At 49.8% G+C, this 13,289-nt stretch carries 11 protein-coding genes; 7 read left to right on the forward strand and 4 right to left on the reverse strand.

Annotated features, from left to right (window positions below; all coding sequences use genetic code 11):
• Nucleotides 1-67: 67 nt before the first annotated feature.
• The gene (locus BZJ19_RS04535) at nucleotides 68-565 is read right to left on the reverse strand and encodes a GNAT family N-acetyltransferase (RefSeq protein ID WP_077674749.1); all 498 of its coding nucleotides are present in this window, start codon (nucleotides 563-565) and stop codon (nucleotides 68-70) included.
• Nucleotides 566-779: 214 nt separating this feature from the next.
• On the opposite strand from BZJ19_RS04535, the gene BZJ19_RS04540 reads away from it, so the two are divergent.
• Entirely contained in the window at nucleotides 780-1,691 is a 912-nt protein-coding gene (locus BZJ19_RS04540; protein WP_077674750.1) for an aldo/keto reductase, read from the forward strand.
• Nucleotides 1,692-1,886: 195 nt separating this feature from the next.
• On the opposite strand, the gene BZJ19_RS04545 is transcribed toward BZJ19_RS04540, so the two are convergent.
• On the reverse strand, nucleotides 1,887-2,384 hold the full coding sequence (locus BZJ19_RS04545) for a MarR family winged helix-turn-helix transcriptional regulator (RefSeq protein ID WP_069587048.1): 498 nt from the start codon (nucleotides 2,382-2,384) through the stop codon (nucleotides 1,887-1,889).
• A gap of 416 nt (nucleotides 2,385-2,800) precedes the next feature.
• On the opposite strand from BZJ19_RS04545, the gene BZJ19_RS04550 reads away from it, so the two are divergent.
• The 5 genes from BZJ19_RS04550 (at nucleotide 2,801) to BZJ19_RS04570 (ending at nucleotide 9,541) form a co-directional block, all read left to right on the forward strand.
• Nucleotides 2,801-4,057: an imelysin family protein gene (locus BZJ19_RS04550; protein WP_069587047.1), complete on the forward strand. Its 1,257-nt coding sequence runs from the start codon at nucleotides 2,801-2,803 to the stop codon at nucleotides 4,055-4,057.
• A 58-nt stretch (nucleotides 4,058-4,115) separates the two neighbouring features.
• Entirely contained in the window at nucleotides 4,116-5,513 is a 1,398-nt protein-coding gene (locus BZJ19_RS04555; protein WP_077674751.1) for a di-heme oxidoreductase family protein, read from the forward strand.
• A 36-nt stretch (nucleotides 5,514-5,549) separates the two neighbouring features.
• A complete protein-coding gene (locus BZJ19_RS04560; RefSeq protein WP_077674752.1) occupies nucleotides 5,550-6,563 on the forward strand; it encodes an imelysin family protein in 1,014 nt (337 codons plus the stop codon).
• The gene (locus BZJ19_RS04565) at nucleotides 6,553-7,650 is read left to right on the forward strand and encodes a DUF1513 domain-containing protein (RefSeq protein WP_077674753.1); all 1,098 of its coding nucleotides are present in this window, start codon (nucleotides 6,553-6,555) and stop codon (nucleotides 7,648-7,650) included. The genes BZJ19_RS04560 and BZJ19_RS04565 overlap by 11 nt, the downstream gene beginning before the upstream one ends.
• 151 nt (nucleotides 7,651-7,801) lie before the next feature.
• On the forward strand, nucleotides 7,802-9,541 hold the full coding sequence (locus tag BZJ19_RS04570; RefSeq protein WP_077674754.1) for a L,D-transpeptidase family protein: 1,740 nt from the start codon (nucleotides 7,802-7,804) through the stop codon (nucleotides 9,539-9,541).
• An 82-nt stretch (nucleotides 9,542-9,623) separates the two neighbouring features.
• Here BZJ19_RS04570 and olsF read toward each other — a convergent pair whose 3' ends face one another.
• Complete coding sequence (olsF, locus tag BZJ19_RS04575) at nucleotides 9,624-11,357, reverse strand: bifunctional ornithine lipid synthase OlsF (RefSeq protein WP_077674755.1); 1,734 nt, start codon at nucleotides 11,355-11,357, stop codon at nucleotides 9,624-9,626.
• 313 nt (nucleotides 11,358-11,670) lie between these two features.
• Between olsF and BZJ19_RS04580 the strand changes: the two genes are divergently transcribed.
• Entirely contained in the window at nucleotides 11,671-12,315 is a 645-nt protein-coding gene (locus BZJ19_RS04580; RefSeq protein ID WP_077674756.1) for an MBL fold metallo-hydrolase, read from the forward strand.
• Between the two features lie 32 nt (nucleotides 12,316-12,347).
• Here BZJ19_RS04580 and BZJ19_RS04585 read toward each other — a convergent pair whose 3' ends face one another.
• Complete coding sequence (locus BZJ19_RS04585) at nucleotides 12,348-13,031, reverse strand: DUF2982 domain-containing protein (protein ID WP_077674757.1); 684 nt, start codon at nucleotides 13,029-13,031, stop codon at nucleotides 12,348-12,350.
• Nucleotides 13,032-13,289: the final 258 nt, after the last annotated feature.

Here is a 13,289-nt window from a genome sequence, read left to right on the forward strand (position 1 = left end):
TATCCCGGCGTAAAAAGACACCTTGCTGCGACAAGGTGGGATAGACTTATGCGATGAAGAAAATCACTTAACGGGTGAGATCACATTCCAGCATGGCGACACTGTGCAGTTTTCCAAACTTTTCACCCACATCACTGAGCTGACCGACTTGTTGAAAGCCATAGCGGCGATGTAGCGCCAACGACGCAGGGTTAGGCAAAGTGATCAGGGAGTAGGCGCGGCTCAGGCCTTGTTGACGCATGCCATTGAGTAGCGTTTGCATCAGTTGCGAACCAATGCCTTGGCCACCTGCATCGTGAGCGACATAAATCGTGATTTCTGAGGAAATAAGATAGGCTTGTTTGGGATTAAAGGCGGTGTTGTATGCAAAACCGACAAGTTTGTTGTTTTGCTCCGCGACCCATGCCTGGTAGCGAGATGACGCGTCAAACTGAGCAAACCAACGTTCACGCTCGACCGTTTGCCAAGGCACCAGATCAAAAGTAATCGCGGTTTGCGAAATGTAATAGTTATAAATGGTGTTGATCGCGTCACAATCACGCAACTCCATGCGTCGAATAAGCATTTTCGCTTCCTTTTTGCGTTTTTTGCGCGAAATAAGATACCGACCTTCTTTCCGTTTGCCAAGTGTTGATGATAATTTGCTCACCGTTTGGGGGAGGAGTGAACACTGTCAAGCACCAAGGTGACTGCGTCGGGGAATAAGACGAGAAAAGATTGTAGATTTGTCCGGTTCGGATTAGCATGAAATTCTCACTCCTCGACATTAAGGACGTGTTTTGTCTGAGTTAACTGCAACTTCTATTTCTCCCGTCGGTCCGTATTTTTCGCCTTTGGTTCAGGGCTATTGGCGCCTTGATGACTGGAAAATGACGCCACAACAACGCCTTAGCTTTCTTAAAGCGCATATCGACCTTGGCATCACTACGGTGGATCACGCGGACATTTACGGTGATTATCGCTGTGAGTCCTTATTTGGTCAGGCACTCAAGCTCGATCCGAGTGTCCGTCAGAAAATTCAAGTGGTCTCGAAGTGTGATATTAAGCTGGTYAGTGAAGCGGCGCCAACGCGCAAGATTAATCACTACGACACCAGTTATCGTCATATTATTCAGTCTGTTGATAACTCATTATCGCGTTTAGGCGTTGAGCGTTTAGATGTACTCTTGCTGCATCGTCCTGATGCCTTGATGGATGCAGATGAAGTGGCAGAAGCATTCACCACACTGCGTCATCATGGCAAAGTGAAACACTTAGGGGTGTCGAACTTTTCTCCATCGCAGTTTGAGCTTCTACAATCGCGACTCGACGAATCGTTAGTGACCAACCAAGTCGAAATCAACCCACTGCGTTTTGACGTGATTCATGACGGTACGCTCGATCAGTTGCAACGTTTGCGGATTAAGCCGATGGCGTGGTCGTGCCTTGCCGGCGGTGAGCTATTTAATGGTGATAGTGCGCAGGCTCAGCGGGTAAGAGAAACCTTACAAGTGATTGCGGATGAGTTAGGTGCAACCATTGACCAAGTGATTTACGCGTGGGTTATGCGTTTGCCGTCAGCACCGCTCCCCATTATTGGCTCAGGGAATATTGAACGCGTGAAGTCAGCGATTAATGCGCGCTCATTAACCTTAAGTCGTGAACAATGGTACCGTATTTGGGTCGCCTCAAAAGGGCATAATGTGCCTTAGGCACAGCGGCGAGTAGCCGAATAGATTAGCAAAATAGGGCGGCCATGGTGCCGTCTTTTTTATCACCGTAATGGGTGAAATCAGCGATAGTGTGGGGAAGCATGAATGGCGACGAGAGCGATGATCCTTTGCCTTCGTAACGCCATAACTGGCAGGTTGCCCGGTGGAGACGTCCTGTTACCTGCCGGGTCGCGACTATTTTTTAGCTTGAAGTTGCGCGTTGTGTGACGTGAGCGCAGATACCTCAAGCAGTGGGGCGGCGTCAATATCATCAGCATTCATCATTGATGACACACGCTGGACCGACGAGAGCAACAACGACTGTTCCCATTCTTCCAAGTTTTGGAAGCGAGAAATAAAGCTTTCTTGCAGCGGTTTCGGCGCTTGCTCGAGTGCCGCTTCACCTTGCTCGGTTAAATGCGCGTGGACTTTACGCTTATCCAGCTCACTGCGCACCCGCACAATCAATCCGCGCTTTTCTAAGCGATCAAGGATCGTGGTTGCAGTGGCTTGGCTCATGTTGGTGTGCGTGGACAGTTTTCGAATGGTCACTTGACCTAATTCTTTGATAGCACGCATTAAAACCAGCTGTGGACCCGTAATGCCAGAGACTTTGTTGAGTTTGCGTGAGTGCAGGTCAATCGCTCGGATGATTTGCCGCAGCGCGACCAGGACTTCTTCGTGTTTTTCCATTCATTAACCTCCACCAGTAAAACAGCGAGCGAAACTTACAATACAAGCAGATGTAGTGCAAAGATATTTAGAGAAAAAACGATGATTTACGGTTTTTTTCTCTGCGAAATAACTCGCCGTCTTTCAGTATATTATAATCGTTAGAGTTCAAATTAAATCTAATTTATTGTTATTTTTAGCTCTTTCAGTGACACAGTGCAAAAAGCACTACTTTGTCACAAACTTTCCTGCCAAACAGGTCCGATCAGCGTTGCAACTGGTTGTATTCAACACTAAGCATAATGGGTCGATCACATAAAGAGAAATAACGCAAATTGATTGTTGCATTCAGTTACACATTGCTTAAAATCGCTTGCCAATAAAAGAGAATGGTTCTCATAACCATTTGAATCTCACTAGCGAAGGATAAAGGTATTATGGAACTGACCCCTTTTAAGCGTAATCTTATCGCGCTTTCCCTTTTTGCGGCACCTTTAGGTGCACAGGCAGCGACCCAGCAGGATGTTGTTGAGCATTACGCTGACGTTGCTCATGCGGTATTTGCTGATTCACACACAACAGCTATCGCGTTAGAGCAGGCCATCGATGCGTTTGTTGCTAAACCTTCTGAACAAACTCTTCAAGCAGCAAAAAAAGCATGGCTCGATGCGCGTGTACCTTACCAACAATCGGAAGTTTTCCGTTTTGGTAACGCTATTGTCGACGATTGGGAAGGGCAACTCAATGCTTGGCCACTCGATGAAGGCCTGATTGATTATGTTGCTGATGGATATCAAGCGGAATTAGGTAATGCGGGCGCGACGGCCAATATTATTGCTAACCAGTCCATTCAAATTGGTGCCACTAAGCTCGACGTTGCTGAGATAACACCTGACTTGCTGGCAAGTTTGAATGAAGTGGGTGGGTCAGAAGCCAATGTGGCGTCTGGATATCACGCGATTGAGTTTTTGCTGTGGGGACAAGATTTACATGGCACCCAAGCAGGCGCCGGTGAGCGTCCTTACACCGACTTTGCTTATGGTGAAGCATGTACGCACGGAAACTGCGACCGTCGTCGTGACTATCTGAAAGCGGCAGCCGATCTGTTGGTCGATGATTTAGCGTGGATGCGCGACCAATGGGCGGAAGGAAACAAAGATAACTATCGAGCGACTTTGCTGGCGGACTCAAGCGAAAATGGCTTGCGTAAAATGCTGTTTGGTATGGGATCACTGTCTTTGGGTGAGCTTGCCGGTGAGCGTATGAAAGTGGCACTGGAAGCGAACTCAACTGAAGATGAACATGATTGCTTCTCAGACAACACACACAACTCGCACTTTTACAACGAGCAAGGTATTTACAACGTTCTGACAGGCTCCTATCAGCGTGTGGATGGTAGTGAACTGACTGGCCCTTCGATTTTGGATCTGGTTGCTGAAAAAGACCCACAAGCGGCAAAAGAGATCAAAGCGAGCTTTGATAAAGCGCACCAACAAGTCAAAACCTTGGTTGTGTCGGCTGAGCAAAACAACGTGCATTTTGATCAGTTGATTGCCGCGGGCAACACAGAGGGTAACGCGCTAGTTAACCAATCGATTTTTGCACTGGTTGATCAAACCAAGCACATTGAACGTGCCGCCAAACTGATTGGTATTGATAACCTCAACCCAGATACCGCGGACCACCAATTCTAATTTAGCCGCGAAAGACAAGCCCCGTTTAGCGGGGCTTTTTGCTTTGTCAGGATACACTATGAAGCCCTATGTCATTGCTTACCTCAGTGCAGCGTGTATAAGCGCGTTGTACCTTCCTTCCAGCCTTGCATTTGAACGCACCTCGGGTGGCAGTACCACTGTTATCAAAGAAGGACAGAATGCCTTTTCACAGCCAGCCGCTAACCTTCCGATGAGTGAGCGCATCGATTTTAGCGTCGGCAACAGTTTTTTTCGTAACCCCTGGGTAAGTTCGCCAGCATCGACGGATGCGCGCGATGGGCTGGGACCTTTATTCAATACCAATGGTTGCCAAAACTGCCACATTAAAGATGGCCGTGGTCATCCGCCAGAAGCGGGGGATATTAACGCGGTTTCGATGTTAGTGAGGCTAAGCGTACCGGCGTTGAGTGACGCGGAAAAACAAAGGCTGATCCAGTACGGCAATATTCCCGAGCCAAATTACGGTGGCCAGTTGCAAGACTTCGCACTACCGGGCGCCAAACCAGAAGGAAAAGTGACACTCTCTTACCAGCCAGTAACGGTCACATTCGAAGACGGTGAATCGGTGACACTGCGCAAACCTAACATTGCGATCACCGATTTAAACTACGGGCCTATGGCTGAGAATGTGCAGATGTCTGCACGCATTGCGCCGCCCATGATTGGACTGGGACTGCTTGAGTCGATTGCCGCTGAGGATATCTACGCGCTAGCCGACCCCAGTGATGATAATGGTGATGGGATTTCGGGACGGGCAAACCAAGTCTGGGACGTCCAACAAGGGCGTACCGCATTGGGTCGTTTTGGCTGGAAAGCCGGTTTGCCAACCGTTAAACAACAAAATGCAGCGGCCTTTAACGGTGATGTCGGCCTCACGACTTCCATGTTCCCGCATCACAATTGCATGCCTTCGCAATCCGTTTGTGAAGATATGCCAAATGGAGGAACGCCGGAGGTAAGTGACAATATTCTCTCGTTTGTTACCTTTTATGCCCGCCATCTTGCCGTGCCAGCGCGCCGTAATATGCAAGATCCTAGTGTAAAACAAGGACAGGCGCTGTTCGTTGAAGCGGGCTGCCATGCATGTCATGTCCCGACTTTTACCACCCAAAAGCGGCCTGACTTACCGGCATTGAGCGAGCAGACCATTCATCCGTATACGGATTTGCTGTTGCATGACATGGGAGAGGGGCTTGCCGACCACCGCGGCGAGTTTATTGCCAACGGCCGAGAGTGGCGTACTGCCCCGCTTTGGGGAATTGGCTACACCAAAGAAATTAGCCCAGAAGCAACATACCTTCACGATGGACGCGCGCGTACCCTGATGGAAGCGATTTTATGGCATGATGGTGAAGCCGCGACAGCCAAACAGGCGGTACTAGGCATGTCTAAAACCGAGCGTGATGCCTTGGTTGCTTTCTTACGCTCATTATAACGGTATTAACTAACACGATTATTGGAGTCATATCGCATGCGTTTTCGACTCAATGCTGTGGCGGTGCTCTCTGTGAGCGCCACGCTATGGCTAACGGGGTGTTTATCCCAAACTGAGACAGGGCCTAATCATGGCTTGTGGCAGCTGCAAAAACAACGTAGTGAGCATTTTAAACAAACGGCAGCGCAACTTGCCTCAACCACAGCAGCGGTATGTGATGATCGCGCGACTGTGGCAGAGGCTCGTGCGGCGTGGCAAACCACAATGGCGGCATGGATGCCGCTACAAGGGGTAGAAAAGGGATCGGAGCAAGCGCTCGCACAAAGTTGGCGCATCCAATTCTATCCGGACAAGAAAAACACCACCGGACGCAAAATCAATGCGTTGCTTGCTACCGATAAAACATGGCAAGCGAATGATTTGGCCGAGCAAAGCGTCGCGGTCCAAGGTGTTGGTGCAATGGAATGGCTGCTTTATGACGCCCAAGCGGACATGCGTGATGCCAAACAATGTCAGCTCGCGAAAGCGGTGAGTGGCCGATTATCGCAAACTGCCAGTGCCTTGAATGAGGCTTGGCAGCAAAATCCGTGGCAGGGCATGCCCCCATCGATGGCGATGGCGGAAAAACTTGGTGCATTGAACCACCAGTTAGATTACGTCATGAAGAAGCTTTCAAACCCATTGGGTAAGCCGGGTTTTCCCAACCCGTACCAAGGCGAAGCATGGCGTTCTCGCCATTCGTTAGCGCTATTGGGAGAGAGTATTAAAGCGATGCAGGCGATGTATCATGCTGATGGTGGCATTGAGCAGGCACTTCGCGAGCGTGGTTTTGAAAAGGTCGCGGATCGGGTTAGCGAGCATTGGCAGCTTGCCTATGACAGTGTGCCGACGGATGGGGTGCCACTGTTTGAGCGCCTTAATAGCGTGGGTGGGTATCGCGATATGCTCACGGTTTACAATAACTTGGAATACCTCAAGCTAGTACTGAATGGGCAGGTCGCGCAAGATTTGGGTATCGTTGTAGGGTTTAATGCCACCGATGGAGACTAGTCTTAAACGTCGCCGTTTGCTTAAAGCGGCCCTAATGGGTGCGGCGCTTCCTTCCGTCGTGAACTTAGTGGCAGGCTGCAGCGAAAAAAAATCGCAAAAGGCCTGCACCTTGTTGGGCTGTGCCTTAAGCACAGATGGCTCTTATGCGGTGGTGGGCGCTGATGATACCGGCCAGCCACTGTTTCGTCTGCCGTTACCAGATCGTGGCCATGGCATCGCAGCCCAGCGTCGCCATGTAGGCAGTTTGGCCGTGGCCTTCGCGCGCCGTCCCGGTGATTTCATGCAGGTTTTTGATTATCAACGTGGGGTGACGTTGTCACAAGTTGATGCCGAGCCGGATCGTTATTTCTATGGCCACGGTGCTATTTCTGACGATGGCCAATGGTTGTATACCACAGAAGGAAAACGCCAAACCAGTGAAGGCGTGATCGGTGTGTATCGCTTGTCACCCGACGGTCAAGTGAGCAAGGTGCGTGAGATCAGTGGTTTTGGTATTGGGCCCCATGAAATCGCTTTGTACGATGCGCAAACGCTGGTGGTGGGTGTGGGCGGTATGCACACAGATGGCCGTACGGTATTGAACATCAATGAAATGCAGCCCGCGTTAGTCTATCTCGACATTGCCAGTGGTGAAGTCGTTGAGCGTGCCGAGTTGGCGAATAAAAAGCTCAGTATTCGCCATCTTATGGTGTCTCATGATGGTTATGTGGCCACCGGCCAACAGTATCACGGCGATGATAATGCGCCTTTGGTCGCGATTCATCGTCGCGGCGAGCCCATGCGACAGCTCACTGCAGAACCAGAGCAGTGGGCGCGATTTAACAATTATGTTGCCAGTATTGCGACCTTAAATGGTTGGATTGTGGCGACCTCTCCGCGAGGAAATTGTTATGGGATCTGGTCACTCGACAGTGGCGAGATGATCGGTCTTCACCCGTTGGTCGATGCGTCCGGGGCGAGTCGCGATGGCGATGTGATCAACCTCAGCTCTGGAGGAGGAAAAATGGTCACGCTGAATACCGCACACACGCCGGATTATCATATGACACCGGTTCGTTGGGATAACCACTGGATAACACTGGTGTAATCTTTCTCGGGTAAAATCAAATACCGGCAGTATCGTTTTGCTGCCGGTTTTTGTGCCATATTCCTGCCGCAAAGCGATCAAAATCAGACTATCATTTTGCTTCTGTCAGGCGAAATTTTGCCATAATTAAAGCATGGAGTAGGAGGTGTGTATGAAAATAAGGCCGGACGCCTATTTGGCTAACCTTCTGATTGTATTCAGCTTAATCTTATCGCCTGTCCATGCGGCATCGCCTAACAGCAGTGGCAGTGTGCGGTTTTTGACCGAATCAGCCGGACAGTCTTTGTCTGCCGATGAGCATCATCAACGCGCCTATCAGCATGCCCGAGATTGGCTGCAAGCGGCCGCGCCGGATGCCACTGTGCTTGCCTATCCTGACCTACTCACGCGTGACTATCTGGAACATGGATTCGTTTTGCTGTGGGAGCGAGACGATGCGCGCTATGAACTCGAAACACAAGTTAACGTCATTTCACTTGCTGGGATCAGCCCCGAGTTTGAATGGCGAGCATGGCAATTACGCCAGCTTCGCGAGCAAGGCCAAGATTTGGCTTACGATGTGTTTGCGACTGATACCCTCTAWGCCTTACTCAGCTATCAGGCCGCTATTCCCCAGAAAGGAAAACAATGGTTTTTTGGCGCTCAACATCGCGCGCCACTTCCAGCGCCTGCTTTGCCCATGCGGGAACAGGTATTTCAGGCTGGGTTAGACTATACGCTGTACGCCTTTTTATACCATCGCCGCCCGGCTAATCAGCAATATCGCGCGTTAGTGACCGAAATTATCCGGCTACAACAAGATGCGAACCAACTGTGGCCAACGGTGGCATTGAACGGATTAGTCAGACCCAATGAGGCGGTTGCGACAACCTTTGCGTTGAATTTGGTAGAAAATCTGCGGCGACAAGGGTTTTGGGGGGAAGATCAACGGCTACAAGCGATTGATGGGCACAGTGTTCGTTATGGCGGAGATTTGTTGGCAGCTGTGCGCGAATTCCAAGGGCAACATGGACTGACGGTGGATGGCATCATTGGTCCATCGACAGCACGATGGCTAAATCGTGATGCGCAAGACCGCATTCGATTGCTTGCGCTCAACGCTGAGCGGCTTCGCCTATGGCCGGATAATCAGCCGAATCGTATTGTGGTCAATATTCCCGATTATCGGATGACATTATGGTTTGATGACCAAAGTGTGTTTGAAAGTAAGGTCGTTGTCGGACGCACATCGCGACGTACACCGTTATTTTCTTCTCGGCTTGATTCGGTGGTGCTTAACCCCAGCTGGAACGTGCCACAAAGCATCGTGCGACGGGACATTTTGCCAAAACTAGCGCGTGATGAGTCTTACCTCAGCCAAAATCATTATCGAATTCTGCCTGATTGGCACAGCGATCAAAGCATCGATCCGACCACCATTGACTGGCAGCAAGTGCGGGTTGATGGTTTTCCTTACCGCCTGCAGCAAGCGCCGGGCAAGCTAAACGCGTTAGGACGATTTAAATTTAACACCCCTAATCGCAATGCGATTTATCTACACGATACACCGGCACGTAGCTTGTTCCGTAAATCACGCCGCGCGTTTAGCTCCGGCTGTATTCGGGTGGAATATGCCGAGGAGCTGGCCAATGTACTGCTCGATTTGTCAGGACAACGTTTGACCGACTATCAAACCTATCTGGATGCGACGCAAACTAAGTGGATCAGTTTGCGTCGCCCACTCTCCGTACAAACCATATATCAAACGGCGTGGGTGACGGAAGACGGACGCATTGCGTTTAGAGATGATGTTTACGCCTATGACACCAAACCTAATCGTGATGTCACGACGCGGGAGCCGAGTTATTTAACCCAGCAGCGACCGCTGCAACAAAACGAACATACTCAGTAGACCCAATAAACATCCAGAAGCGCGCGGTTTCTGCATAGACGAATGAGGTTCAGCGGCACGAGAGTATCGCGCCGCTTCATGACTATTTAGGTTGGTGGATAAGGTGAGGGGCGATATAGCGCTGATAGCGTTTAGCTTTAAGCTTGGTTAAATCAACGAGGACCAAACCATCAATACAGTCGGCAAAGTCCGGATCGACGCCGAAATCTAAAAACTGTACGCCGCCAGGCTCGCATAACTCACTGTACTGCTTGTACAAAGTCGGGATCCCGACGCCAAGGTGATCCAATAGCATTTTGAGCTGTTTGAGATCACGCTGATAATCATCGCCACTAAAATGGGCAAGTAATTCACTCTCTTTCGCGGCCGCCAAACGGTAGGGGCGTTTAGAGCGTGCGTAATCACTGTCACCGGCAAAATAGGTACGGTAGAAAAAGATCAGCAACTCTTTGGCTGCTTGTGGCATAGCGTTGCTGATAGTCACTGGGCCAAATAAATACCGATACTGAGGATGCTGGGCCAACAGGGCACCAATACCAAGCCATAGATAGTCGAGGCTGCGCTTGCCCCAATACTTGGGCTGTACAAAGCTGCGGCCGAGTTCCAATCCTTGAGCAATAAAGGGCTGCATACCTTGTTCAAAGTCGAACAAACTAGCACTGTAGATGCCCTCTATTCCCTGAGCCGCCACGGCTTTTTGGGTATCACACAGCCGATATGCACCGACAATATCCAGCTCGACCGGATCCCAGAGTACAAGGTGCCAATAATGCTGATCGAATTTATCAAGATCGCGTCGAGCTCCCGTCCCTTCTCCAACCGCGCGAAAGGCGACTTCGCGTAAACGCCCAATTTCTCGCATGATGGGTGAGTCGGCTTGATAGTCTATGAGAAAGATCAGCTTACCGTCGGGGGTTTCACCTAGTTTTTCACTGGTTTCTAGCGCACGCTTGAGATCTAAACGCGGTTCAGGAGCGGCAATTGCAGCTTCGGTGGGGAATAAACCGGGCTTACCTTTTCCCAATCGGTAGAGGTGTTTGTGAAATAGCTTAACTCTCGTTCTCACCGGGAGATTAGCACTAGCACTGTAGCTATGGTGTGGGATCATTTCACCAATAGTAAAGACGATGGTTTTATTCTCTTGGCGGAACATTTCCTCTACCAAGAGTAAGGTCGACAAGGGTTTATACACCATGGACGCGCCATAAAAGGTGGCAGAGTTTCGTCCATCAACATGAATAGGAAGAATTGGAGCCTTGGCTTTGGTCGCCATCCGTAAAAAGCCTTGTTGCCATGGACCATCTTTAATGCCAGAAGGCGCGACGCGTGACACTTCTCCGGCAGGGAAGATAATTAGCGCGCCGTCGTGATCGAGCCATTGGTTGATGTTTTGGAGATTTTCTTTGGGGGTGCGTCCGCCCATGTTGTTGACGGGGAGCAGACACGAATGCAAAGGAGTAATTTGCATAAGAAGCTCGTTCGCGATCACTTTCACATCAGGACGTACCGAACGCACCATTTTTAGCAGTGCTAAGCCGTCTAACGACCCAATCGGATGGTTGGCGATAATGACTACGCGTCCAGATTCAGGAATGCGCTCTTTTTCGCGATCACTGACGCGATAGCTGAAATTAAAGTAATCCAGTACCTGCTCGACAAACTCAAACCCTTGTAGGTGAGGATAACGCTGGGCGAATTCGTGGAATTCCTGCTCGTGTAACAGCCGTCGCAACGTTTTAATCATGGGGCGTTTAAGCCATGCGCGTTGCTCAAGTTTGGGGTAATTCGAAGCTAATACCTTATCAACATCAAACATAGTCAACCTTGCGTCCAAAACCGTGCTTATGCACTGTTTGGTTAGACGTTAAAAACGACATTTGCTTACATCCTCACAGTCTTTAGTGCGAACTCATCGCACATAACGCGGTAAAGATCACAAAATAGCTGCTATCTATGGTTGGTGGGGGTCACCATAACCGTATAGGCATCAATGCTAGGTAGGAAAGGTGACAACGGCTTGGCAGCACAGTTGCAAACTCATGACAGCGTGGCATAGTGAGGCCCATATTCATTAGCGTAGACAGAGACGGTTGTGTGTGACACGGCCTCGCGAATAAAAGGGATCTCTCATGGCGTTGCATTACGAGATTGTGCCTGTTACGGCATTTCAACAAAATTGCTCCATCATTTGGTGTGATAAAACCAAGCAAGCCGCCGTTGTCGATCCGGGTGGTGATATTGCGAAAGTGCGCCAAATGATTCATGCACTTGACGTTACAGTAACGAAAATTTTGCTAACCCACGGTCACCTTGATCATGTGGGTGGAACGGTTGAGCTTGCCAAAGCGTTAGATATTCCAGTGATTGGGCCGCATAAGGAAGATGCTTTTTGGTTGCAAGCCCTGCCAGCACAGGCGCAGATGTTTGGCTTTGCGCACGCCGCGCCGTTTGAGCCTGACCAATGGCTGGAACAAGGCGATACGGTGACGGTTGGAGAAGGACAATTATCGGTATTATTTACCCCGGGTCACACCCCTGGCCACATCGTTTTTGTTGACGAGCAAGGCCGTACAGCGTGGGTTGGTGATGTGCTATTCAATGGCGGGATTGGTCGTACTGATTTTCCAAAAGGGGATCATGCAACCTTGATCAATGCCATCAAAAACACCTTATTGCCGATGGGAGACGATGTGACTTTCATTCCAGGTCATGGCCCGACGTCCACCTTAGGGCATGAGCGACAAACCAACCCCTTCCTGACCGGTGCGTTTTAGTGCCGTTCGATAGGTAGTTGCGCTCGTCGCTGTCACTCTTGGGCAGCGGCGAGATAGCGTCGCGTCACGCCCACAAAATCCTCCACCGGCCTATCCAATAAATCTTCACTGACAAAAATGTCATAGCCAAGAAGCTCGCGAGTATAGCGCATGCGATTGGCGAGCATCGCCATCAGTCCTTTGTATAGGACACCGTTTTCGCCGCGATATGGCGTATCGTCAAACATCATATCTTCAAGTGGTTTACTGGGCTTACTGGGGGCGCGGCGATAGGCGGTAATTAACAGGGCGCGCTGAGTCATAATAATATGTGTGACCATGCGCAGGCTGATCCCCTCGAGAAGAGCGTCATAGTGCTTGATTTTAATCCCCACCCAAGGGAGCGGCTCACTGATCCCTTCTTGCCGATAAACCTGAGGAATACCGATGGCTGCGATATTTTTCCACTTCAATGCCCAACCACCACGAAAACTATGATGCTGCAGGTGCATAAAAGAGAGGGAAAAGGAGAGTTGCACGCGCTGTAACAACTTATTGATGGTGAAAAAAATGGCGATGATAGCGATTAATCCCAGTACGCCTTGGCCAAATGATAAGGTGGGTTGGATCAGAAAAAAACACACTAACCCGAATGCAACCGCCATGGCTGCGAGCATGCTCCATCGTGCGGCTTCAAATTGTGGGGGATAAATTTTAACCGTTTTTAGCGCGTCCATGATCCTACGTGCAACCTGTGGGTAAAAAACCAAGTCTGTCGGCGATCCACTTTATAGGTGGGTTCGCCAACTAGCGACACTAAGTCTCGAGTCGAAAACGTCTCTTCTTTTAACCAGTATACGTGGAAAGTGTCTGATTAGTTTGCCTAAAAAACACTGGATTGGTAAACATTTGTCGCGGAATATCACGATCTTTACGCGTACTCGGGCACACTTACCTACAAAAGAGCGTCAAAATTTGGTATAAAACGCGCTTTG

It is taken from the genome of Salinivibrio proteolyticus (assembly GCF_001996165.1).
Classification (GTDB): Bacteria; Pseudomonadota; Gammaproteobacteria; order Enterobacterales; family Vibrionaceae; genus Salinivibrio; species Salinivibrio proteolyticus.